Raw genomic sequence first — 22357 nt, 5'->3', positions numbered from 1 at the left:
CGGGCGAGTGCCTCGTTCCTCGGCCCGCACCCTGCGCTGCGCCTCCGGCTCAGGCGGTGATCAGGTAGTCGTCGGCGTCGTCGTCCCAGGCAAGCGCGACGGTGCCGGCAGCTTCTGCCGCCTTCGCGAACTGCAGGAACCCGCGGAAGCCGAGCGCCTTCTCCGAGAAGTCCGGGCGCTTCTTGCGCACGGCGTTCTTCAGGCCGGACAGCGCGGCCGAGCCGCCGGACTCCTGCACCACGGCCCGCAGCAGCACGAAGGCAGCGGAGGTGTCACCCTGCTCCGGCAGCGACACCTCGGGGTCGCCTGTCGACGGTCCCGCCGCGAGCTCGACGAACCCGCGGTCCGCGAGGAACCGCAGGAACTCGCCGAACGTGCGGAACCCGTAGTCCGACTCGCTGAACGTCGCGTCCTTGCGCAGCAGCGTCCGCTTGAGAGCGGACGCGGTCACGGGACCGCTCGTGGAGGACTGCAGGTCGGCGAGGGTCTGCGCCACACGCACCTCCATGGGCGCGTCGCTCGATGCCGGCGCCTCTTCCTCCTGCTCGCTCACGTCGATGTCGGCCTCCGGCGTGACGTCGACGGGAGCGGGGGCGGGCTCCGCCTTCTTCCGACGGCGGGTGGCGGGCTTGGCCTCGGGCTCGACCGCACCGGAGGTCGCGGGGGCGGCGGGCTCGGCGACGGCCTCCGCCACTGCCTCGGCGGCCTTGGCGCGCCGCGACGTGGTGGGAACCTTCTGCGCCGTGGCGCGCTCCGGTGCCGTTGCGGGCTTGCGCGAGCGGGTGCCGCGCTTCGGAGCGGGAGCCCTCTGATCCTCGTCGGGCACCTCGACGCCTTCGAGGCGGTCGTAGAAGAGGAACTCGTCGCACGCTGCGGGCAGCAGCCGCGACGTCGACTTCTCGACGCCGACGCCGATGACGCGCTTGTTGAGCTCGCGCAGCTTGTGGACGAGCGGCGAGAAGTCGCTGTCGCCCGTGCACATGACGAACGTCGAGATGTAGTCGCGCTCGAAGGCCATCTCGATGGCGTCGACCACCATCTTGATGTCGGCGGCGTTCTTGCGGGAAGCACCCATCCGCTGAGTCATCTCGATCAGCTCGACCTGGTGCCGGGTCAGCATGCGGCGGTCCTCGTCGAAGTACGACCAGTCGGCGTAGGCTCGGCGCGCGACCACCCGGCCGCGCACGGCGAGGGCGTCGGCGATCGGGCCGAAGTCGAACTGCATCCCGCCAAGGTGCTCACGGGCGCCCAGCGCCAGGTTCTCGTAGTCGATGAAGACAGCGAGGCGTTCTTCGAGGTCCATGCTCGCCACTCTATGGGGTTTCGAGACGTCGAGGGTTCGGGGCCGCACCGTCCCTGCCCTCCGCATGGAGAAATGGCCAAGGGGTGAAATCTGTGGCGCCGAGCGTGCTGCTCCGGCCCGGAGGCCGCTTGTTGCCTACGATCAAGACATGGCCGAGGTGACAGAAGTGACAGAGGTGACAGCAGCGTACGAGGATCCGATCTCCAGCCGGAGTCGGATCATCGCTGCTGCGGTCCGCCTCACCTGTGCCGACGGCTGGTCGAAGGTGACGATGGGGCGTCTGGCGACCGAAGCGGGTGTGAGCAGGCAGACCGTCTACAACGCGGTGGGCAGCCGCGAGGCGCTCGCCAAGGCGATGGTGCACACGGAGTCGGCCAAGTTCGTCCTCAAGATCGCCGAGGGCTTCGACGACCACCCGGACGACCTGCTGTCGGGGGTCCACGCTGCCGTCGGGAACACGCTGGCGTTCGCCCTGGGTAACCCATTGCTGCGCGCCATCATCTCTGCCACGCACGGTGCGGACACCGAGCTGCTTCCCTTGCTCACCACACATTCGGAGTCCCTGCTCGGCACCGTCAAGAGGGTCGTGCAGGACCGGGCGGACCAGTACGAGATCCCGCTCGAGCCGCAGCAGATCTCGGCAGTGATCGACATCGTGGTGCGCACCTCGATGAGCCACGTCATGCAGCCGTCAGCGACCCCGCGTGAGATCGCTGACTCGATCACCTGGCTCGTGGCGCGGATCCTCGGGCTGACGGAGGCGCCGACCGCTCCTGGCGCCTGACGCGTCCGCACTTGACGTCGCGCGACGGCGTAGGAGGATCGAGACATGCGAATCGGCACCCACTTCATGCGCTTCGACTCGATGGAGCCCGCCCGGATGCGGACGGAGCTGGCGGACGCCGCCCGGTACGCCGACGACGGTGGCGTCGCGTGGGTCTCCGTGATGGACCACTACTTCCAGATGGAGCACCAGGGCTTCCCGGCGTCGGACCCCATGCTGGAGGCGTACACGACGCTGGGCTATCTGGCCGGCGTGACGGAGAACGTGCAGCTCGGCGCGCTGGTCACCGGCGTGACGTACCGCTACCCGGGCCTGCTGGCCAAGATCGTCGCTTCGCTCGACGTGGTCTCGGGCGGGCGCGCCACCTACGGGATCGGCGCAGCCTGGTACGACAAGGAGCACGCCGCGCTCGGGGTGCCGTTTCCGCCGCTCAAGGACCGCTTCGAGATGCTGGAGGAGACGGTCCGGATCGCGCGCCAGATGTACGACCTCGACAATGACGGCCCGTTCGAGGGCAAGCACTACCAGCTCGCCGAGACGATCTGCTCGCCGCCACCCCTGTCGGGACCCGAGATCATGATCGGCGGCTCCGGGGAGCAGCGGACCCTCCGGCTCGTCGCGCAGTACGCGGACGCGTGCAACCTGTTCGCCGAGACGCCCGAGCGGCTGCGGCACCTGCTCGACGTGCTGCGGCGGCACTGCGACGACGTCGGGCGCGACCCCGCTGACATCCGTGTCACGATGCTGCACCGCGGTGCGTCGATCGGCCCGGGTGACACCGCTGCGTTCGTCGAGGAGATGCGCGGGTTCGCAGAGCACGGCGTCGACACCGTGATGCTGCGGCCGCCGGCCACGTCCCTCGCCGAGTGGGTCCGCGACGCCGTCCTTCCGGTCGTGGAGCCGTGCGCGGAGCTGTGACGACGACGCTCAGGTAGTGGGTCCCTGCGTGACCGCGATCGCCCGGGTGCGCTCGATGGCCACCGGGCAGGTGGCCACGTGGTCGTCCACGAGGCCGCAGGCCTGCATCGCCGCGTAGGCGGTCGTCGGGCCGATGAACCGGAACCCCTGCTGTTTCATCGCCTTGCTCATGGCCTTCGACTCGGCGGTCCAGCCCGGCACGTCGGCGAAGGCGGCCGGGTGCTCACGGACGGCCGCATCAGGGGCGAAGGACCAGAACAGCTCGTCGAGCGTGCGGCCGGAGTCGTGCAGCGCGACCACGGCCCGCGCGTTGTCGACGGTGGCCTCGATCTTCATGCGGTTCCGAATGATGCGGGCGTCGACGAGCAGCCGCTCGACGTCGTCGGGGCCGAACGCCGCCACCTTCTCCGGGTCGAACCCCTCGAAGACCTCTCGGAACGCCGGCCGCTTGCGGAGCACCGTGATCCAGGAGAGGCCGGACTGGAACCCCTCAAGGGCTATGCGTTCCAGCAGGGCGGCCTCGCCGTGCACGGGCACGCCCCACTCGTCGTCGTGGTAGGCCGCATAGAGCGGGTCGCCGTCGCCGAAGCACCGCAGGGCCGCGCCTACCGCCGGCGTCACCGTCTTGTCATCTGTCCTGGGATCACTGGTCACGGCACCACTCTGACGCACGCCACCGACATGCCACGGGATCCGGCCGCCGACCTGTGCACGACGTCCGAAAACCGCGGCCTGTGGTCGGGCCAGGACCGTTGCGCCGCTGTGGCGAAGGGCTCATGACTCGTCGTCGGGAATCGCGCCACGGCGCCTGAGGTAGGCCTCGACACCGTCCAGGACGACGGTGATCCCGAACGTGACGTCGTCCGCGCCGGGTGCGGCCTCCACCGTCCCCGTCCAGGTCGAGAACGACTCGAACAGGTGCGGGTACACCGCGGGTGCGGCATACCGCGCGAGGACCGCCTCGAAGTCGGCGTAGGGGGCCGCCGCCTCGATCGCGGCGGGGTCGAGCTCGGACTCGGGCGTCCCGTCGGGCAGCCCCGCCTCCCGGCGCACCCGCTGGACCGCTGCGCGGTGGGACTCGACATGCACCCGCGCCTCGCCCAGCACGTGCTGGGCGAGCAGGCCGATGATCGCGAGCTTCTCGTCGGCCGGCAGGTCGATGGACCGCAGCGCGCCGAACGCCTGGTCCATCCAGCGCATCCGGTGCGGTCCGGGTAGCACGGCGGACAGCGGCAGGTCCAGGAACCACGGCCGGTCCAACCCCATGTCGATCTGGGCGCGCGTCCATGCCTCCAGCCCGGCGCGCCAGTCGAGGCCGGCCGGGAGCTCGGGCAGGTCGCGGGCCACGGCGTCCGACATCAGGACGAGCAGCTCGTCCTTGCCGGAGACGTGCCGGTACAGGGCCATCGGGGTGTACCCGACAGCCTCAGCGACGCGCGCCATCGAGACGGCGGCGAGGCCTTCGGCGTCGGCCAGGTCCATCGCGGCCTGCACGATCTGCGCGGCGGACAGTGCCGGCTTCGGCCCGCGGCGCCGCGGTGCCGCATCTCCCCACAAGCGCTGCACGGCAGCGGGCAGCTCAGGCGTCGGCCCGTTGCCCGGCGGCTGCTCGGCCGGTTCAGGAGCGGTGTCGGTACTCATCGGCTCCATCCTGCCCTGCTCCGCGGCGTGAGCCGATCCGAAACTCTCTTGACCACATACTGTTTACGTTCCACACTAAAGCGCGTAGGACATAAACAGTTACCGGAACCAGTAGAGGAAGAGGGAGACCATGGCTGCGATCGTCACAGCCGAAGGCCTGCACAAGTCCTTCGCCAGACGAGGCTCGATGAGCCCACCCGTGCTCGACAAGCTCGACCTGGAGCTCGAGGAGGGATCGGTCCTCGCGCTGCTCGGCCCCAACGGTGCGGGCAAGACCACCACCGTCCGCATCCTGTCGACACTGCTGCGGCCCGACGCCGGCCGGGCGACCGTGGCCGGCTTCGACGTGGTGCGCGACGCGCGGCGGGTGCGCGAGATCATCAGCCTCACCGGCCAGCAGGTCGCGGTGGACGACAAGCTGTCCGGGACCGAGAACCTCACGATGATGGGTCACCTCGCGCACCTCCCGCGCCGGGTGGTGCGCGGCCGTGTGGCGGAGCTCCTCACGGCGTTCGACCTGGCCGACGCCGCGCACCGCCAGGTCGGCACCTGGTCGGGCGGCATGCGCCGGCGGCTCGACCTCGCCGCGGGCCTGCTCACCCGGCCCCGCGTCATGTTCCTCGACGAGCCGACCACCGGCCTCGACCCGAGGTCGCGCCAGGCGCTCTGGGACGTGGTCCGTGGCGTGGTCGAGCAAGGCACCAGCGTCTTCCTCACCACCCAGTACCTGGAGGAGGCCGACCGGCTCGCCCAGCGGGTCGCGCTCGTCGACGGCGGCCGCGTGGTCGCCGAGGGCACGCCCGCACAGCTCAAGCGTGAGGTGGGCGACGCGGGCGTCGAGCTCACCTTCGCCTCCGCGTCCGACGCCGGACAGGTCGCCCCTGCGGTCGCGGCCACCGCCGACGGCGCGCGGGTGCGGGTGCCCACCGACGGTTCGGTCGCCCACGTGCGGTCCGTGCTGTCCGTGGTCGAGGCGACGGGGGTGACGCCCGACCACTGGGAGGTGCGGGCACCCACCCTCGACGACGTCTTCCTCGCCCTGACCGGACACGTCGGCCAGGAGCACTCGGCGCGACCGGCAGGGGTGGCAGCGTGACGTACCTGCTCAGAGACGTCTCGACCATGACGGTGCGCGGCCTGCGCCTCGTCTCGCGCGACCTGGACGCCATGATCACCGCGGTGGTGCTGCCCGTGATCATCCTGCTGATGTTCGTGCTCGTCTTCGGCGGGGCCATGGACACCGGCACCGGCTACATCAACTACGTGACGCCGGGCGTCATCCTGCTGGCCGCCGGGTTCGGTGCCGCAAGCACCGCGGCCGCCGTCGAGCACGACATGTCGAGCGGCATGGTCGAACGGCTCCGGTCGATGCCCGTCACCGCCTGGACGGTGCTGTCGGGACACGTGGCCGCGAGCCTCGTGAAGAACCTGGTCACCACCGCCATCGTGTTCGGCGTGTCGATCCTGATGGGGTTCCGCCCCGAGGCTTCCGCCCTGGAGTGGCTCGCCGCCGTCGGCATGATCCTGCTCTTCGTCGGGTGGATCACCTGGCTCGCCGCCCTCGTGGGAGTGCTGGTCCGGTCGCCGGAGGCCGCTGGTGGCTTCTCCTTCTTCGTGATGTTCCTGCCCTACGTCTCGAGCGCCTTCGTGCCCGTCGACACGTTGCCGGGCTGGCTGCGCGGGTTCGCGGAGCACCAGCCCGTGACACCGGTGATCGAGACGGTGCGCGGCCTGCTCGCCGGCGACGCAGCGGGCGGCGCAGACCCGGTCGGCGCAGCAGTGCTCGCCGTCGTCTGGTGCCTCGGTCTCGGGCTGCTCTTCGCGGTGGCGGCAGGCCTGGCGTTCCGTGCCCGGCGCTGACGTGGCGCACCGTCCTGAACTTCCGATCCGACGAAAGCAGGCAAGACATGGCAACCGACACGACGACAGACGCCGCGCCGGACACCGCACCCGCTCCTCGCCGACCGGCGGTCCGCTGGTGGCGCCGTCCCTGGATCGCACCGCTCGCCGTGATCACGGCGGTCTTCCTGGTGACGACGCTGCCCCGCTACGTAGGCCTCGACCCGTCCCAGGCGCTGCTTCCCGTGGGGGAGGTCGGTGACCGCGGGCCTGCCTACTACCCCGCCCTGGTCACCCACATCTTCACCGGTTCGGTGCTGCTCGCCGCCGCGGTGCTCCAGCTCTGGCCGTGGCTCCGGGCCAACCACCCGCGCATCCACCGCTGGAGCGGCCGGGTGTACGTGGTGGCGGCCGTACTGACCGGGATCGGAGCCCTGGTCACCGCACAGTTCCCGAGCGAAGGGCCGAGCCAGCGGATCGCGAACTCGCTCCTCGCGGTGCTGCTCGTCACGTTCACGCTGCTCGGGTTCCGGGCCGTGCGGCAGCGACGCTTCACCGACCACCGCGCGTGGATGGTCCGGAGCACCGCGCTGGCCTTCTCCATCGTGGCGAACCGCTTCTGGGGTGTGCTGCTGGTCGTCACCTTCGCCCCGTCGTTCGACGGGGACATGGCGTCGTCGCCCGAAGCCCTGTCCGCCGCAGCGGCGTCCGCCTGGGTGTCCTGGGTGGTGAACCTGCTCTTCGCCGAGTGGTGGCTCCAGCGCAAGCCCAAGAAGCGCACCAGGGCGCAACGGGCTCGATAGATGTCAGTGGCGCGGGACACACTGGCCCTATGGTGCAGACGACTGGCAGTACGACCGGCGACGCGGACGAGCTCGAGCAGAAGCAGGTCTTGAAGCAGTACCTGAACGAAACCCGTGCGGCCCTCTTGTGGAAGCTCGAGGGCCTCACGGAGAAGCAGGCACGCTGGCCCCTCGTGCCCTCCGGCAACAATCTGCTGGGCCTGGTGAAGCACTGCGCCAACACCGAGATCGGCTACTTCGGGGCCTGCTTCGGCCGGGAGTGGCCCACCCCGGAGGAACTCCTGTCCGACCAGGCGCTGGAGGACGACCCGCAGGCGGACTGGTACGCGACGGCCGACGAGTCGATCGCCTCGATCGCCGACCTCTACCGGCGGGCCTGGGTGTTCTGCGACGAGACCATCGACATGCTGCCGTTGGACACGGTCGGCCACGTGCCCTGGTGGGGGAACCGCGAGGTCACCCTGTTCCGCATCATCACGCACGTGGCCAACGACATCACCCGGCACGCGGGCCACGCCGACATCCTGCGCGAGCTGACCGACCGGTCTGTGGGCCTCCTGCCTCGCAACACGAACATCCCGGACTGGCAGGCCGGCGAGGCCGCTGTGTACCTCGACAAGCTCAAGAACCTTGCGGACCGGGCAGGCGATTAGCGTCAAGGGCCCGAATTCGCCAAACTTCGGGCCATGTCCTTCAACGTGGAGCCGCCCGCACCTGCCGGGCCGCCCGAACCCGCCGCGGCCGGGCCGCGCCCGACGTCGGGCACCTCGACCGAGGTGCCGGACCGGGCGCAGCCCGACGGAGCCGGGTCCGGAAGGGCAGCCGCCCCGTCGGACGGCGGGTCCATGCGCCCACTGGTCGTCTTCCTGGTCACCGCGGCGGTCGCGCTCGTCGGCAGCATCGTGTTCGCCCTCGTCCACGCCGGGAACGAGCGCGAGCTGGGACAGCTGGCGCACGCCCACGCCGACATCGTGCAAGCCGTGGACGACGGGCGCGCCGTCCAGGAGGACCTGACCCAGCAGATCGCGGAGGCGGAGCAGGTCCTCGCCGCCTCAAAGGGCAAGGTGGCCGACGAGACCGTCCGGACCGACTTGGCAGGACACGTCGCCGAGGCAAAGGAGCTCGGCGCCACGCAGCCGCCGGCGGTCCCCGACTCCGGCACGGCCGGGCTCGACACCCCGGAGGACATCGCCGCCCTCGAGGCCAAGGCGACCGGGTGGGCGACCACCCTGCGCACCACTTCGACCACACTCGTCGAGGCGACCAAGGAGACCCAGGCGTCGAACCGGGAGTGGCAGCAGAACCGCAAGGACGCGCAGGCCGAGGCCCGCACGGCAGCAGAACAGGCCAAGAAGACAGCCGCACAGCTCAAGACGGCGAAGACGACGCTGACGAAGGTCACGGCACAGCTCAAGATCTCCGTGCGCGACTCCGCGTACACCCTGAGCTGGACCGCGGACTCGGGCGCCCCTGCCACCGTCCGCAGCACCCTGGAGGCCCATCGGAAAGAAGGCCAGGCGGCGCTCACGGCTGCGGCGGACCAGGGCGAGCTGAGCTCCGTCCGGGAGCTGGGTGAGCGGCGGGAGGCTGCGCGAGCCGCCATCGAGGCGGCAGCGTGGGACGCCCGTGCGACCGTCGCAGACGGCTCCAACGGACGGCTCGACCTGGACACCCTGTGCAAGGTCGGGGTGGGGCCGGAGGGGCAGGACCAGTACCTGCGGTGCGACGCGAGCAAGGCCTGGGAGAAGCTGGGAGCGGAGTTCGAGGCGAAGTTCGGCAAGCCGCTGCGGGTGGAGTACGGGTACCGGCCCTACGACTGGCAGCTCCAGGCGCTCAACGAGTTCGGCAGCGGACAGGTGGCGGCGCCCGGCACCTCGAACCACGGCTGGGCGCTGGCGATCGACGTGCCGACGGACGACGGCTTCCGCTTCGGCCAGCCCGAGTACGAGTGGCTCGCCGCGAACGGGCCCGAGGTCGGCTGGCACCACCCGGAGTGGGCGCGGGCGGGCGGGGGCCGCGAGGAGCCGTGGCACTTCGAGTACACGGAGTAGCGGCCGGACGAAGGCGCTGATCAAGGCGGTTGCGCCCGGGCTGGATAATGGGTGTGTGCAGTGCCTCCACTACGACGCCGGCCGCTGCCACTCCTGCACCCTCCTGGAGATCGACTACCCCACCCAGGTGCTCGACAAGGAGCGGCACGTCGCTACGCTCCTTGACTCGGTACCGACGGGCTCTACCGTCGAGGAAGCCGACCCGACCGCTGGTTCGGGGCTGACCTGGCTTCCTGCGGTCAGCAGCCTGGAGTCCGGGTTCCGGAACAAAGCCAAGATGGTGGTCAGCGGCACGGTCGCCGAGCCGGTGCTCGGCATCCTCGATCGCGCCGGCCACGGAGTCGACCTCACGGACTGCGGCCTCTACCCGGACGCCCTCCAGGCGTCCTTCGTGCCCCTGGCAGCTTTCGTCACGCAGGCCGGCCTGGAGCCCTACGAGGTGTCCGGCCGGGGCAAGCGCGCGCAGCAGCGCGGGGAGCTCAAGTACCTCCTGGTCACCCTGTCGCCCGACGGCGAGCTCATGGTCCGGTTCGTGCTGCGTTCCCAGGAGTCGATCGCGCGGATCCGCAAGCACCTGCCCTCGTTGCTCGCCGAGCTCCCGGCGTTGGCCGTCGCGTCGGCGAACATCCAGCCCAAGCATGCGGCCGTGCTCGAGGGTGACCTCGAGATCCCGCTCACCGAGCGCACCACCCTCCCGATGCGCATCGACGACATCACGCTCGACCTGCGCCCGCAGAGCTTCTTTCAGACCAACACCGCAGTCGCCACGGAGCTCTACCGACAGGCCCGCACCTGGGTCGACGAGGTGGGCCCGAGCACGCTCTGGGACCTGTACTGCGGGGTGGGCGGCTTCGCGCTGCACTGCGCTGCGCCGGGCCGTGCCGTCACGGGCATCGAGATCAGCGCGGAGGCGATAGCGGCAGCGTCGGGCACGGTGGAGAAGCTCCGCGACGACGACGCGGTCGAGCGCTTCCGTGACGTCACGTTCGCCGCGGGCGACGCGACGGAGTTCGCCGTCGGACCGGCTGCCCCCGAGCTGCCCGAGATGGTGATCGTGAACCCGCCCCGGCGGGGCATCGGCCCGGACCTGGCACAGTGGCTCGAGACGTCGGGGATCGAGCACGTCCTGTATTCGAGCTGCAATGCGACGACGCTCGCCAAGGACCTCGCCGCGATGCCGTCGCTACGCCCGGTGCGAGCGCGCCTGCTCGACATGTTCCCGCAGACCTCGCACTACGAGGTGCTCGTGCTCCTGGGACGGGCATGATCGGACGGGCTTGGCCGGTGTCCCGCTGGTCTCCCACTTACTGCCTGGTTCGTGTCGCGCAGTCTTCCTAGGCGTTCCCTCGCCCGGGGTTCGACCGTGTCGCTGCTTCGTCGGACCGGTCCGGACGAGCTGCCTCGCCTGACTGGCCGGGCGGCGTGCCGTTCTTCTTGGCCTGGCCGGGCGGCGTGCCGTTCTTCTTGGCCTGGCCGGGCGGCGTGCCATCGGTCTTCGCGAGGCCGGGCGGTGTGCGATCCGTCCCGTTATTTCCCGGCGAGGTACCTGTGCTCGGCTCGGTGGGCCTCGGCGAGCTGCTGGCGTCGTCCGCCTGGTCTGCCGGCGCACCGTCCTGCTTGGCCTGTCCTGGCGGTACATCGTTCTGCTTGGCGAGGCCCGGCGGCACACCGTCCTGCTTGGCCAGACCGGGTGGCATGCCGGTGCCCTTCGCCAGACCAGGCGGGACGAACCGGGTCGACTCCGGACGGTCCGCTGGTTCCTCCGCCGGCGCGGTCGGCACGCCGTCAGGAACCACTGCCTTCGCGCCACCCGGCGTGGAGACCGAGACCACCCCGGTCTCGAAGAATGTCGGCGGGACTCCTGCGACACCGGCCACCCCGGTAGTGACGGCGCTGGTGAGGAACAGCCCGCCGGCTACCGTCGCCGTCAGGCTGATCGGGTCCGTCAGGGCACTACGGACGGTCAGAGCCACGCGGGTACCCAGAGCGGCGATCCCCCCGCCGAGGCCGGCTCCCGTCGCGGCGACGCCGGCGGTCCCGACCGCGGTGCTCGCCTTCACCGCCGTCACGGCGCCGAGCAGCAGGACCGGAGCGGCCGCACGCAGCATCCAGTAGGACTCCCGGACGTCGACGAATGCCCGGGTGCAGCCGGCGCACAGAACCATGTGGTCCTCGACCTTCTGCCGGCGGCCGGGCAGGAGACGGTTCCGCACGAAGTCATGCATCGAGGCCCTGGTGGACTCGCACTCGATGTCGTCGGCCGTGCCGGTGTGCGTCTCGGCGAAGCTGCTCGCGAGGCGGTTCTCGGCGCGGCGCAAGCGCCGCTTGGCGGCGTAGGGCAGCACGCCGATCTCGTCGGCGATCGCGGCCACCGGGCGGGATCCCACGTGGTGGTCCCAGAGCAGCTGCTGGTCACCGGCGGACAGCCGCTCCATCGCCGCGGTCAGCACCTCGAAGTCCAGAGCTCGCCGGATCGGCGCGGTGATGGCCTCGCTCGCGGCCTGGTCGTCCGGCATGGGCTCTTCGTGCGCCATCGCCAGGGCTACGTCCACCGCGGCGGTGGTCCAGAACGCGACAGGGTCGGACACCTCGCCCTGCTTCAGAAGCTCGACGCACAACAGCTCGAGCCCGCGGCTGGCGGCCAGCTCGGGATCTATCCCGTGGACGCGCCGTGAGACCGTGAAGACGACAGCGCGGCGGTGCGCTGCCCACTGGCTGAGGTCCGCGCTGGTGACGGTCACGCCAAACCCCTCCTGTACGCGACAGGGCGCCGCGTGTTGTCACGTTGCACGAGACCTCGGGCGTGCATGCTCGCAAAGAACGCAGGCGCATGGAAGGCGCAGTCGTGATCAAGGGACGATCTTGGGCTGCCGCCCAGAGGGACTGTGCGTACGCACAGCGATGACAGGCTGCGGGCCAGGTGTGAAGCCCGCACGGCCATCAGCCCCCGGCCACTGGTTCAGCGTCGTCGACGGCCTGTCCGGCACTGTCCGTGGCCGTGCCGAGGAACAGTGCCCAGATCTCGTCCAGCGTGGTGGTCGCGAGATCGATACCGGGAAGGCCGGCGAGGCCCAGGCCGGCGAGCAGGTCGCTCAACGCACTGCCGACCGGGCTCGGGGGAGCGTCCGGCGGGTTCGGCGGTTCGGGTGGGCCAGGTGGCGGGTCTCCCGGTTCCTCCGGCGGGGGGTCGGCCGGGGGAACGGGGTCAGGCTTGTCCGCACCCCCGCCTGGTGCCGGGACAGGATCTGAGCCGGGGCCTGGATCAGCTGTCGGTGGGGCGTCATCGGGCGGCGGCTCGGGCGCCGGCGCAGGATCGGTCCCGTCCGGCGCGGATGGCGCTACCGGGTTCGCTGCCGCGGCAGCGTCCTCCTTGGGCGTGGTCGCCGGGCGCGGCTGAGGGTCGGTCGGCGGGATGGACGGCGGCTGGTCCTGCGGCGTCTGGTCGGGCGAGCTCGACGTGTCGCCTGTACTGCTGTCGCCAGTACCCGCACCGTCGCCTCCGCCACTGCCGGCGCCGCCACCCGGGCCGTCACCGGCAGGCCCGGTGTCCTGGACGGCCTGGACGGGTGGTTCGGCGCTCTGGTTGGCGACAAGTGCCAGCGCGCCTCCGCTGATGGCGAGGGCGGCCAGGACTCCGGCCGCGACAGTGGTCTCCTTCTTGCCCAAGGAGCGTGGTCGCTTCCCGGTGCTCTTGGGCCTCGCCCCGGCGGCGGCACCCGTGCCGCCGGCGACGGCGCCGGCCGCGCTGGTGGCGAGCCCGCCGGCGACGACATGCTGGCCGAGGTCACGCAGCATCCAGGACACCTCGCGCACGTTCATGAACGCGCGGGTGCACTGGGCGCACCTGTCCATGTGGACCTCGAGGCGGCGTTGCCGGCGGGGTAGCAGGCGTCCCTTGAGGTAGTCGTGCATGGCGGCGCGGGTGGTGCGGCACTCGGGTTCGCGCACGGCTTGGGCGTGGGCGGCGGCGAACGCGCCGGCGAGGCGTTCCTCGGCGCGGCGTAGCCGCATCGTCGCGGCGTGGGGTCGGACGCCGAGGTCGGTGGCGATGTCGGTGACGGCCCGGTCGTGGACGTGGCGTTCCAGGAGGATCTGGCGGTCGTCGTCGGCGAGGTCGGCCAGGGCGTCGCGGAGCATGGTGACGTCGGCCCGGCGTTCGGCGTCGAGCTCGGCGCCGGCGACGGGGGGTGTCAGGCCGTCGAGGGTGTCGTCCTCGACGGGTCTGGTGCGTCCTGCTTCGCGGGTCATGCTGATGGCTTCGTTGACTGCTGCGCGTCGCCAGTAGGGGGCCGGGTCGTCGATGGTGGTGCCGGTGGACACGATCCGGACCATTTTTTCCAGGGCGCGGCTGGCGGCTTCCTCGGCATCGATGCCGGGCACGCGGGCAGCGACCGAACGCACGACGTTGGGACGATGGACGACCCAGTCATCGACCCGCAGGTCACCAGTCGTGGTCACGCGGTCTTGGCTCCTTCTGCCCATGGTGTCCAGTTTTGACGCGCTGGCCAATGATCGCACCACAACGCTGTCTTCGCGCAAGTCTTCGGGTTCGTCGGCTCCGCCGGAGGCCTTGGCAACGGACCTGGTCCTGTTCATCGGTACCTACCTCCGGTTCGTCGCAAACGTCGTCGATACGGCGTCCAAGCCCTGTGGTCCGGCCGTCGCGTGGATGACGGCGAGGGCGACCTCGCACGTGGCGGCGATCAGCTCGCTCGCCCCCCACGCGTCGGCGAGGCGGTAGAGGCTGACGGCGTCGCCGTCCGCGTACGCGCGCAGGTACTGGGCGCCCAGACGAACCAGTTCGGGGTGCTCGGTGTGTTCCATGTAGCCCAGACGCGCGGGTCGCCCGGATGTCACAGCACTTGTGGGTTTTTTTCTATTTCTCCTACAACGTCCGCTTCGGACCGTATTCGGACCGGCTCGCTGCACGAGGAGCTCGTTCGCCGCGCGCGGGACGCGCCCGCGCACAGGTGCGACTCCCTTTACCTGGCTCGGCCGGCCCACGTATCGTGGAGGCATGCGCAACGCACGCTCGCCCCTTACGTAGCCGCACCGACTCCGCCCCTCGATCGGGCACACCCGGTGCGGCAGCCCCTCCCTGTGAGGGGCTTTTTCGTGCCCGGACCCGATCGATGCACCGGAGAGCGAGAGCGATGAGCGACACGTACCGCACCCCAGGCCCGGCAGGCGACGGCCCGGCGGAGGGCCGTCTGTTCCAGGCGTCCGACGACGGCGCCCGCCCACGCCGCTATCTGCTGACGATGTTCCCGTACCCGTCGGGGGACCTGCACATGGGTCACGCCGAGGTGTTCGCGATCACCGACGTCGTGGCGCGGTACTGGCGGGCCAAGGGCTTCGACGTGCTCAACCCGATCGGCTGGGACTCGTTCGGCCTGCCGGCGGAGAACGCGGCGATCCGCCGGGGCGAGCATCCGGCCGTGTTCACCTCAGTGAACATCGCCACCCAGGCGGCGTCGATCCGGCGCTACGGCGTCTCGTTCGACTGGTCACGGCGCGTGCACACACATGAGCCGGAGTACTACCGCTGGACCCAGTGGCTGTTCGCCCGGCTCCACGAACGAGGTCTGGCCTACCGCGCCGCGGCAGAGGTGAACTGGTGCCCGGACGACCGGACGGTGCTGGCCAACGAGCAGGTGGTCGACGGCGCGTGCGAGCGCTGCGGCGCCACCGTCGTCGCCCGCAGCCTGACGCAGTGGTTCTTCCGGATCACCGCGTACGCGGACCGGCTGCTGGACGACATGTCGCTGCTGGAGCCGGGCTGGCCGGCGCACGTGCTGACGATGCAGCGGAACTGGATCGGCCGACAGCATGGACCGGACGGCACCAGCTACCGCCTGCACGACTGGCTGGTCTCCCGGCAGCGCTACTGGGGCGCACCGATCCCGGTGGTGCACTGTCCGGGCTGCGGCGAGGTGGTCGTCCCGGACGACCAGCTGCCGGTCGAGCTGCCGCACCTGGAGGGCGAGCAGCTCACGCCCGGCGACGTCTCGCCCCTGGCCGGCGCACGGGACTGGGTGGCGACCGCCTGCCCGCGGTGCGGCGGCCCGGCCGAGCGGGACACGGACACGATGGACACGTTCGTGGACTCGTCCTGGTATTTCCTGCGATATCTGTCGCCGGGATACGACGGCGGCCCGTTCCGCCCCGAGGACGCCGCCCGCTGGATGCCGGCCGCGCTGTACGTGGGCGGTGCCGAGCACACGACCATGCACCTGCTGTACGCGCGGTTCGTCACCAAGGTGCTGTTCGACATGGGTCTGGTGCCCTCGCCCGAGCCGTACGCCCGCCTGCTGAACCAGGGGCAGGTGGTCAACCACGGCAGGGCGATGAGCAAGTCCCTGGGCAACGGCGTCCACCTGGCGGCCGAGCTGGACCGGCACGGGGTCGACGCCGTCCGGCTCGCGATCCTGTTCTCCGGGCCGCCGGAGGACGACGTCGACTGGGCGGACGTCTCGCCCGAGGCGATGCGAAAGTTCCTGGCTCGCGTGCTGCGCCTGGTCCCATCGGGCTCGACCGACGGCGACGGCGACGGCGACGGCGGTCCCGACGTCCTGCGTCGCGCGGTGCATCGCACGGTGCACGACGTCGACGGACTGGTCGACGCCGGGCGCCTCAACGTCGCCGTCGCGCGGCTGATGGGCCTGGTGGGCGAGGTGCGTCGGGCGGCGTCGGGCGGCAGCGTGGACGCTGCGGCCTACGAAGAGGCCGTCGCGGCCATAGCCGTGCTGCTGAGCCTGTTCGCGCCGCAGACCGCCCAGGAGCTGTGGCAGCGGCTGGGGCGCACGACGCCGGTCGCGGCGCAGCCGTGGCCGGCAGTGGACCCGGCGCTCCTGGTGACTACGGAGGTGGAGGCGGTGGTCCAGGTCGACGGCAGGGTGCGGGACCGCCTCTCGGTGCCCGCCGACGTCGCGGCGGCGGACCTGGAGCTGGCCGCCCTGGCGCGGCCGGCCGTCACCCGGGCCGTGGGACACCGGGCGGTGCGGCGGGTCGTGGTGCGGCCGCCGCACCTCGTCAACGTGGTGCTGGGTTAGCTATGGCGTGGCGCCGGCCCCGGCTGTGCTGCCGCCGCCCTCATCGTCGAGCTTCGCGCGCAGGGAGCGGAGCTCGACGAGGATCTCCCGGTTCTGTGCGGCCAGGGCGTCGAGCCGCTCGTCCTTCTGCTCGTCGTCCAGGCGCTCCTCCTCGGAGATCTCCTCCATGCCGTTGACGATGACGGCGATGAACAGGTTCAGCACCGCGAAGCTGACCACCAGGATGTAGAGCACGAAGAAGATCCAGGCCCACGGATGAGCCACCATGACCGTGCGGGCGATGTCGGGCCAGGCCTCGCCCGTCATGGCCTGGAAGAGCGTGAACAGCGAGATCCCCAGGTTGCCGAAGTACTCGTCCGAGGACTCGCCGAACAGGCCGGTCGCTATCACCGCCGACACGTACATGACGAGCACCAGCAGTGCGCCGACGGCGCCCATGCCCGGCACGGCCCGCAGCAGACCGTCGACGACGCGGCGCAGCGACGGCACCACCGTGATCACGCGCAGCACGCGGAGCACGCGCAGAGCGCGCAGCGCGGACAGGGACTCGCTGGCCGGGAGCAACGCGATGCCGACGACGGCGAGGTCGAACAGGTTCCACGGGTCACGGAAGAACTGCCGACCGTTGGCGACGATCCGCAGGAGCAGCTCGACCACGAAGAAGCCGAGCATGATGTGGTCGATGTCCATCAGGATCTCGTACGCAGCGCCGCTCACCATGGTCTCGGCGCCCAGGATCAGGGCATTCGCCAGGATCACGACAAGAACGAGGTTGACGAACCACCTCTGGTCGAGGAACGTGCGGAGCCGCCCCCGCCAGGTGCGTGGTTCGAGTCGTGGCTCGGCCGGTGTACCGATCGCCTGGTTCATGCGGTCTCCCTTGTCACGTGCCCGGAGTCCTTGCTCCGGTCCTGCCTCAGGCCCTTGCCCGGGCGAACTGTAGCGCGACGCCGTCAGCGGATCGGCTGGGTGCAATGTCCCGATATGGGACTGATTCGGCGGGTCCGGTGGCACGTCGGCCCAATCAGTGCTGAGGTAGTGCGCAAGCAGGCCAAACTACTCTGGAGGAAGACGCTATGGGCTTCTGGGCCTTTCTTATCCTCGGACTGATCGCCGGCGTGATCGCCCGCATCGTCATCCCAGGCAAGCAGCCGGGCGGCTTCTGGCTCACCCTGCTCCTGGGCGTGCTGGGCGCCATGCTCGGCGGCTGGCTGGGTGGTCTCATCTTCAACGTCAGCATGGACACCTTCTGGTCCTGGCAGAGCTGGCTCTTCTCGGTGCTCGGCGCGATCATCGTGATCCTGATCGTCCAGGCGATCTTCGGCCGCAAGAAGGCTTGATCGCAGCATCCCGCGGCCGCGCCGTCACCGTCGTCCTCCTGACGTCGATGATCGGTGCGGCCGCGGCGTCGTGTACGGCGGGTAGCGCGTAGCCGTCAGCCGATGATCGGGGCGCTCTCCGGCAGCCGGTACAGGCGGCCACGGGCGCGCAGCGCGAGCGCGGTACCGAGGGTGATCGGTCCGAGCCGCCCGATGAACATCAGCATGACGAGCACCAGCTGGTGATACCAGGCGAGCTGCGCGGTGATCCCTGTGGACAGACCGGTGGTGGTGAACGCGGACGTCACCTCGAACAGGATCTGGTCCACCGTGAACGGCGAGAGCGCCGTCATCCACAGGGTGGGGAGAACCACTATCGCCACCCCGAGCAGGGCCAGGGTGAGGGCCTGGCGCTGGGTGGCCGGCGAGATGCGGCGGTCGAAGACCGTGGCGTCCGGGTCGCCGCGTAGCTCGGACCAGATCACCACGGCGAGCACCGCGAACGTCGTCACCTTGATACCGCCGGCCGTTCCACCGGAGCCGCCGCCGATGAACATGAGGATGATCGTCCCGAGCCAGGTCTCCGTGTGCATCTCGCCGGTGTTCACCGAGTTGAACCCGGCGGTGCGCGCCTGCGCCGACTGCGTGAACGACGCCAGGACCCGGCCGCCGTTGTCGAGCCCGCCCATGGTCGCGGCGTTGTCCCACTCGGCCACGAGGAAGAACACGGTGCCGCCCACCAGCAGCAGTGTCGTCATCAGCAGCGTGATCTTGGTGTGGACGCTCCAGCGCGCCGGCCGCACGCGTTCGCGCAGGACCTCGAGGACCACCGGCAGGCCGAGCCCGCCCACGATCGTGGCGAGGCAGATCGGCAGGACGATCCACGGGTCGGCCACGAAGTCGATGAGCGACAGCGAGAACAGGGCGAAGCCGGCGTTGTTGTACGCGGAGACGGCGTGGAAGACGCCGTGCCAGAGCGCTCGGCCGAGCGTCTCGTCGTAGGCGACGGCGAAGCGCACCGCCAGCACCGTCGCGACGGCGGCCTCGATGACCAACGCGAGGATGACGACGCGGACGAGGGTCCGGCGTACGTCGCCAAGGCTCACCGTGCGGGTCGACGCCGCGGCGACCAGTCGCGAGCTCAGGTCCAGGCGCCGTGAGACCAGGACGCCGAGCAGCGAGGCGACGGTCATGACCCCGAGGCCGCCGATCTGGATGAGCACCAGGATCACCGCCTCGCCGAACCCCGACCAGAACACCGGTGTGTCCGTGACGATCAAGCCCGTGACACACACGGCCGACGTCGCGGTGAACAGCGCCTCCATGAACGTGGCCGGTTCACCGGACGCCGCGATCGGGAGCAGCAGGAGCAGCGTGCCCACGGCTATGGCAGCGACGAAACCGGCAATCACGAGCTGACCAGGTCGGCGCCGGAGCGCTGCACCCCGCCCACCCTCGCGACCCGCGAGGCTGCTGAAACGCATCTGGCTACCGTCGGCTTTCGCTCGTCGTACGTCACGGTGGCGTACCGGCGCCACCTGACGCCCGGCGGCTACGTTAGCCCGTCATCGACGCCGCAACGCGAAAGGCGCCGCCTCCGGCGTCGGGCGGAAACCCGGCACGGAGGCGACGCCTCGCAGTGAGCTGTTGGTCCTACGGCTCAGGCCTTACGCGACGCGGATGAATGTCGGGCTGTTCTGCCACATCTCGGTATAGCGCACCGGCATGCCGGCGGCCCAGGCTTCGATGATCATGCCGTCGCCCGCATAGAGGGCCACGTGGCCGGGTGTCCAGACGATGTCGCCGGGCTCCGGGTACGTGACCTGGTAGCCGGAGCTGAGCATCGCACCGGACGAGTGCGGCAGGCCGACGCCGAGCTGCGCGTACACGTACTGGATCAGGCCCGAGCAGTCCATGCCCTCGGCCGGCGAGTTACCGCCCAGCACGTACGTGATGCCGAGGTAGTTGAAGGCGATGTTGATGGCCTGCTGGCCGACCGGGACCGGGTCCGGTGCGTCGACCGAGACGACGGCAGGGCCTTCGCCCTCCTCGCCGCCCTTCTTGCCGTCGGCGTCTGACGAGGTGCCCAGTGCTTCCATCTCGGTCGGCATCTTTGCGTCGGCCGGGACGGTCACGGTGGGGGCCGCGGCGACTGCCTGCTTGGCTACCGCGGTGAGGGAGTTGAGGTCGACCGAGTTGAGCTTGGCGGTCTTCACATCGGTCTTGAGGTCCATCGCCGGGGCCGCGTGGGCCGTCGTCGCGATGGTCGAGATCAGAACGCCACCTGCGGCTGCGGCGATGGCGCCACGGCGGGCGACGGTGCCGGCGTTCTCCGTGGCGGTACGAGCGAGGATGGTCAGCGGTGTCATGGCCGGCCGGCTGTCACGATGCCGGCCGCGGATGGAGTTCGTCACCTAATGTCTCCTGTACCGCCTGCGAGGTCAGCTGTCGGGTTCGGGTAGGAGTACACACCCGGCCGCACGGCTACTGGGGGGTTTCCGTCCGGCTTCACCCCGAGGACGACGATCCTGCTGTCGCCCGGGAAGTGGGTCCCCCGCTCCTGTCTCGAACGTCTGGTCATGAGCCGGTGACAGGATTCGGCGTCCAGCTCACGACTCCCACCGTTGCGGGGGAGCAGAAGTCAAAGTACACACGTTCATGGGAAAAGTCACGATCGGGTTACGCATTACGGTCTGACCCCACGAAGACGCAGATTTTACGTCGTTCTAGTCTTCAGCGGTTATGACCGACATCACATTCATCCGCTACCGTTCGGCGGCATGGCCGTAAGCGCGTACCGCACCTCCGCCTGGTGGGTGCTTCTCATCAGTGCCTTCGCATGGTGGGCCTGCGGCTTCTTGCCCTGGCTTCTTCAGGCGTTGTACGTGGTCACAGGCATTTCTGACGCCTCGGCCGCGGGCGGCAACAGTTTTCTGCCCCTCCCGTTCATCGCCGACGACGCGGTGGTCGGGCTGGCCGTCATGGCCCTGTTCGGTGGTCTCCTCGGCGGTGTCGCGGCGGGTCTGCCGGCGTCGTCGAGGGCCGGTGCCGGTGCCGCGATCACGGGCACCTTCGTGGCGATGGCTGCCACGGGTGGCGTCTCCTGGTGGATCTCGATCCGGGCGAGCGTGCCCGGTGATGCCGCGCCGCTCGGGATGCTCGTCATCACCGGTGTCGCTGGGTCCGTCGGGCTATTGGCCGGTCTCTTGACGGCCCTCGGCCCGGCAGCCCTGCGCGGCCTGACGCTCGCCCTGCCGGTGGTGCTCCTCGATGGCTGGCTCTGGGGGCTGCTCCCGGGGAACTCGGTGTCCCCCACCGGCACGTGGTGGATCTTCGCGGTGGCGCTCGGCATCGCGTTCGGTCTGGCCGTGGACACGAAGCCCATCGAGCTCCTCGGCTGGCTGCCTGCCGCGGGGCTCGTCTGGGTCCTGCAGGCGGCAGGTCCGGCCCTCGCGGCCGTGCAAGGAGACGTCTCGGCCGGCTCGGCGCTCACCGAGGACGCGCTGACCGCTGCCGGCATCGTCTGGGACGAGCTGGCCTCGGCGGCCGTCGTGTCCGACGGGCACCAGCTCGGCGCCTGGGTGGTCGCCCTCTTGCTCGGAGCGACGATCGCGGCGCTCCGGCTCTCCAGGGAAGCCTCGGACGAGGTCGAGCTCTCCGAGGCCTGGGCCTGAAGCGGCAGCAGCCGTCCGCGCGGCCCCGGCGGTCGCCTACGGACCTTCTGGTCGTGGGCGTGATCGATGCGCTCGAGACGGGCGCTCGGGCACAACGATCAGGCCCACGACCAAAAGGGTGTACCTGTCAGTACGGGCGGATGTAGACCGCGTAGTCCTGCCACTGGGCGGTGTGGCGGACCGGCGTACCGTAGTTGGCCGCCTCGACCACCATGCCGTCGCCCGCGTAGAGGGAGACGTGGCCCTGGGTCCACACGATGTCGCCGGGGATCGGCGTCGTGACCTGGTAGCCGGAGGCCACCATGGATGACGACGAGTGCGGCAGCTGGACACCGAGCTGGGCGTACACGTACTTGATCAGGCCGGAGCAGTCGAAGCCCGTGCCCGGGGACTCGCCACCGTACGTGTAGGCGATACCGAGGTACTGCATGGCGATCGCCACGGCCTGAGCGCCGATGGAACCGTCGGACGCGTAGTCCGGGGTGGCCGGCTCGGGTTCTTCGACCGAGGCCTGGGCCTCCACCTCCGGCTCGGGATAGGTGGCGGCCTTCACGACGGGCTCTGGCTCTGGAGCGGGGGTGACCGTGACGGCCTTGCTCTCGATGCTGAGCTTCGCGTCCGTTGCGACCTGTACTGCCGGGGCCGCCGCGAGCTCCTTGCGGGCGGCCTGCGTCAGTGCCGACATGTCGACGCTTGCCAAGCGGTTCGAACCGTCTCCAGCGACGGCGTGCGCACCGGGTGCGAATGCCGTCGCGAGAAGTCCGGACGATGCCGCGATGACTGCGCCCGAGCGGGCTGCAGTGCGGGTCACGGTCATCAGGGGAGTGCTAGGAGCATGATCGGCGCGGTGTCGACCGCGTCGGACGGTGGTACTCACCGAAGTTCTCCAAGTCGCCGGTTGCGCGGTGCCCGTACCGAATCTGGGAATGAGGCCCGCGGTTGTGCCTCCGGTGGCACAACGGATCCGACGCTA

At 70.3% G+C, this 22357-nt stretch carries 21 protein-coding genes and 1 riboswitch; of the genes, 11 read left to right on the top strand and 10 right to left on the bottom strand.

Going from position 1 to position 22357, the window contains the following annotated elements; all coding sequences use genetic code 11:
• Positions 1-49 precede the first annotated feature (49 nt).
• Complete coding sequence (locus tag APR04_RS26970) at positions 50-1303, bottom strand: NYN domain-containing protein (protein WP_253876878.1); 1254 nt, start codon at positions 1301-1303, stop codon at positions 50-52.
• Positions 1304-1451: 148 nt separating this feature from the next.
• Between APR04_RS26970 and APR04_RS26965 the strand changes: the two genes are divergently transcribed.
• Together APR04_RS26965 and APR04_RS26960 are read left to right on the top strand one after the other, a co-directional pair.
• Positions 1452-2087 carry a TetR/AcrR family transcriptional regulator gene (locus tag APR04_RS26965; protein WP_253876877.1) on the top strand — a complete coding sequence of 212 codons (636 nt, stop codon included), beginning with the start codon at positions 1452-1454 and terminating at the stop codon, positions 2085-2087.
• Positions 2088-2132: 45 nt separating this feature from the next.
• Positions 2133-3005 carry an LLM class F420-dependent oxidoreductase gene (locus tag APR04_RS26960; RefSeq protein ID WP_253876876.1) on the top strand — a complete coding sequence of 291 codons (873 nt, stop codon included), beginning with the start codon at positions 2133-2135 and terminating at the stop codon, positions 3003-3005.
• A 9-nt stretch (positions 3006-3014) separates the two neighbouring features.
• Here APR04_RS26960 and APR04_RS26955 read toward each other — a convergent pair whose 3' ends face one another.
• Complete coding sequence (locus tag APR04_RS26955; protein ID WP_308292398.1) at positions 3015-3659, bottom strand: DNA-3-methyladenine glycosylase I; 645 nt, start codon at positions 3657-3659, stop codon at positions 3015-3017.
• Between the two features lie 120 nt (positions 3660-3779).
• The gene (locus APR04_RS26950; RefSeq protein ID WP_253876875.1) at positions 3780-4646 is read right to left on the bottom strand and encodes a TetR/AcrR family transcriptional regulator; all 867 of its coding nucleotides are present in this window, start codon (positions 4644-4646) and stop codon (positions 3780-3782) included.
• Positions 4647-4776: 130 nt separating this feature from the next.
• On the opposite strand from APR04_RS26950, the gene APR04_RS26945 reads away from it, so the two are divergent.
• From APR04_RS26945 to rlmC, 6 genes are read left to right on the top strand one after another with little or no spacing between them, the layout of a single operon-like run.
• Complete coding sequence (locus APR04_RS26945; protein WP_253876874.1) at positions 4777-5742, top strand: ATP-binding cassette domain-containing protein; 966 nt, start codon at positions 4777-4779, stop codon at positions 5740-5742.
• Entirely contained in the window at positions 5739-6506 is a 768-nt protein-coding gene (locus APR04_RS26940) for an ABC transporter permease (RefSeq protein WP_253876873.1), read from the top strand. Before APR04_RS26945 ends, APR04_RS26940 begins: the two co-directional genes overlap by 4 nt.
• 47 nt (positions 6507-6553) lie before the next feature.
• Positions 6554-7288: a DUF2306 domain-containing protein gene (locus APR04_RS26935; protein WP_253876871.1), complete on the top strand. Its 735-nt coding sequence runs from the start codon at positions 6554-6556 to the stop codon at positions 7286-7288.
• Positions 7289-7317: 29 nt separating this feature from the next.
• On the top strand, positions 7318-7941 hold the full coding sequence (locus tag APR04_RS26930) for a DinB family protein (protein ID WP_253876864.1): 624 nt from the start codon (positions 7318-7320) through the stop codon (positions 7939-7941).
• A gap of 33 nt (positions 7942-7974) precedes the next feature.
• On the top strand, positions 7975-9339 hold the full coding sequence (locus APR04_RS26925) for a M15 family metallopeptidase (protein WP_253876862.1): 1365 nt from the start codon (positions 7975-7977) through the stop codon (positions 9337-9339).
• A 55-nt stretch (positions 9340-9394) separates the two neighbouring features.
• A complete protein-coding gene (gene rlmC, locus APR04_RS26920; protein WP_253876860.1) occupies positions 9395-10606 on the top strand; it encodes a 23S rRNA (uracil(747)-C(5))-methyltransferase RlmC in 1212 nt (403 codons plus the stop codon).
• A 67-nt stretch (positions 10607-10673) separates the two neighbouring features.
• On the opposite strand, the gene APR04_RS26915 is transcribed toward rlmC, so the two are convergent.
• The 3 genes from APR04_RS26915 to APR04_RS26905 all read right to left on the bottom strand — a co-directional run bounded on the left by APR04_RS26915 (position 10674) and on the right by APR04_RS26905 (position 14163).
• The gene (locus APR04_RS26915; protein ID WP_253876858.1) at positions 10674-12080 is read right to left on the bottom strand and encodes a sigma-70 RNA polymerase sigma factor region 4 domain-containing protein; all 1407 of its coding nucleotides are present in this window, start codon (positions 12078-12080) and stop codon (positions 10674-10676) included.
• 199 nt (positions 12081-12279) lie between these two features.
• Positions 12280-13797 (bottom strand): RNA polymerase sigma factor, encoded by a 1518-nt coding sequence (locus APR04_RS26910; RefSeq protein WP_253876856.1) that lies wholly within the window; start codon positions 13795-13797, stop codon positions 12280-12282.
• Positions 13798-13941: 144 nt separating this feature from the next.
• Positions 13942-14163, bottom strand: coding sequence for a hypothetical protein (locus APR04_RS26905; protein WP_253876854.1), 222 nt, complete (start codon positions 14161-14163; stop codon positions 13942-13944).
• A gap of 329 nt (positions 14164-14492) precedes the next feature.
• Between APR04_RS26905 and APR04_RS26900 the strand changes: the two genes are divergently transcribed.
• A complete protein-coding gene (locus tag APR04_RS26900; RefSeq protein WP_253876852.1) occupies positions 14493-16391 on the top strand; it encodes a class I tRNA ligase family protein in 1899 nt (632 codons plus the stop codon).
• On the opposite strand, the gene APR04_RS26895 is transcribed toward APR04_RS26900, so the two are convergent.
• Positions 16392-17261: an ion transporter gene (locus APR04_RS26895; RefSeq protein WP_253876850.1), complete on the bottom strand. Its 870-nt coding sequence runs from the start codon at positions 17259-17261 to the stop codon at positions 16392-16394.
• 206 nt (positions 17262-17467) lie between these two features.
• Between APR04_RS26895 and APR04_RS26890 the strand changes: the two genes are divergently transcribed.
• Positions 17468-17731, top strand: coding sequence for a GlsB/YeaQ/YmgE family stress response membrane protein (locus tag APR04_RS26890; RefSeq protein ID WP_253876848.1), 264 nt, complete (start codon positions 17468-17470; stop codon positions 17729-17731).
• Positions 17732-17826: 95 nt separating this feature from the next.
• Here APR04_RS26890 and APR04_RS26885 read toward each other — a convergent pair whose 3' ends face one another.
• Together APR04_RS26885 and APR04_RS31190 are read right to left on the bottom strand one after the other, a co-directional pair.
• A complete protein-coding gene (locus APR04_RS26885; RefSeq protein ID WP_253876847.1) occupies positions 17827-19194 on the bottom strand; it encodes a TrkH family potassium uptake protein in 1368 nt (455 codons plus the stop codon).
• Positions 19195-19377: 183 nt separating this feature from the next.
• Positions 19378-20124, bottom strand: coding sequence for a C40 family peptidase (locus tag APR04_RS31190; RefSeq protein ID WP_253876844.1), 747 nt, complete (start codon positions 20122-20124; stop codon positions 19378-19380).
• Between the two features lies 1 nt (position 20125).
• Positions 20126-20323, bottom strand: a riboswitch (cyclic di-AMP (ydaO/yuaA leader).
• A gap of 167 nt (positions 20324-20490) precedes the next feature.
• Here APR04_RS31190 and APR04_RS26875 point away from each other — a divergent pair.
• The gene (locus APR04_RS26875) at positions 20491-21384 is read left to right on the top strand and encodes a hypothetical protein (protein WP_253876842.1); all 894 of its coding nucleotides are present in this window, start codon (positions 20491-20493) and stop codon (positions 21382-21384) included.
• 127 nt (positions 21385-21511) lie between these two features.
• On the opposite strand, the gene APR04_RS31185 is transcribed toward APR04_RS26875, so the two are convergent.
• A complete protein-coding gene (locus APR04_RS31185; RefSeq protein WP_253876839.1) occupies positions 21512-22195 on the bottom strand; it encodes a C40 family peptidase in 684 nt (227 codons plus the stop codon).
• Positions 22196-22357: the final 162 nt, after the last annotated feature.

The organism is Promicromonospora umidemergens, from assembly GCF_024171995.1.
Taxonomy (GTDB): domain Bacteria; phylum Actinomycetota; class Actinomycetes; order Actinomycetales; family Cellulomonadaceae; genus Promicromonospora; species Promicromonospora umidemergens.
The sequence above is the reverse complement of the archived record's forward strand: the minus strand, read 5'-3'. Positions and strand labels throughout refer to the sequence as shown.

What these genes read in the sequence shown, in the direction of transcription:
- APR04_RS26890 (WP_253876848.1), top strand. Translation starts at nt 17,468, where the DNA reads ATGGGCTTCTGGGCCTTTCTTATCCTCGGACTGATCGCCGGCGTGATC.
- APR04_RS26950 (WP_253876875.1), bottom strand. Translation starts at nt 4,646, where the DNA reads ATGAGTACCGACACCGCTCCTGAACCGGCCGAGCAGCCGCCGGGCAAC.
- APR04_RS26905 (WP_253876854.1), bottom strand. Translation starts at nt 14,163, where the DNA reads ATGGAACACACCGAGCACCCCGAACTGGTTCGTCTGGGCGCCCAGTAC.
- APR04_RS26925 (WP_253876862.1), top strand. Translation starts at nt 7,975, where the DNA reads ATGTCCTTCAACGTGGAGCCGCCCGCACCTGCCGGGCCGCCCGAACCC.
- APR04_RS26900 (WP_253876852.1), top strand. Translation starts at nt 14,493, where the DNA reads ATGAGCGACACGTACCGCACCCCAGGCCCGGCAGGCGACGGCCCGGCG.
- APR04_RS26945 (WP_253876874.1), top strand. Translation starts at nt 4,777, where the DNA reads ATGGCTGCGATCGTCACAGCCGAAGGCCTGCACAAGTCCTTCGCCAGA.
- APR04_RS26960 (WP_253876876.1), top strand. Translation starts at nt 2,133, where the DNA reads ATGCGAATCGGCACCCACTTCATGCGCTTCGACTCGATGGAGCCCGCC.
- APR04_RS26935 (WP_253876871.1), top strand. Translation starts at nt 6,554, where the DNA reads ATGGCAACCGACACGACGACAGACGCCGCGCCGGACACCGCACCCGCT.
- APR04_RS26885 (WP_253876847.1), bottom strand. Translation starts at nt 19,194, where the DNA reads ATGCGTTTCAGCAGCCTCGCGGGTCGCGAGGGTGGGCGGGGTGCAGCG.
- APR04_RS26875 (WP_253876842.1), top strand. Translation starts at nt 20,491, where the DNA reads ATGGCCGTAAGCGCGTACCGCACCTCCGCCTGGTGGGTGCTTCTCATC.
- APR04_RS26970 (WP_253876878.1), bottom strand. Translation starts at nt 1,303, where the DNA reads ATGGACCTCGAAGAACGCCTCGCTGTCTTCATCGACTACGAGAACCTG.
- APR04_RS26965 (WP_253876877.1), top strand. Translation starts at nt 1,452, where the DNA reads ATGGCCGAGGTGACAGAAGTGACAGAGGTGACAGCAGCGTACGAGGAT.
- APR04_RS26930 (WP_253876864.1), top strand. Translation starts at nt 7,318, where the DNA reads ATGGTGCAGACGACTGGCAGTACGACCGGCGACGCGGACGAGCTCGAG.
- APR04_RS26895 (WP_253876850.1), bottom strand. Translation starts at nt 17,261, where the DNA reads ATGAACCAGGCGATCGGTACACCGGCCGAGCCACGACTCGAACCACGC.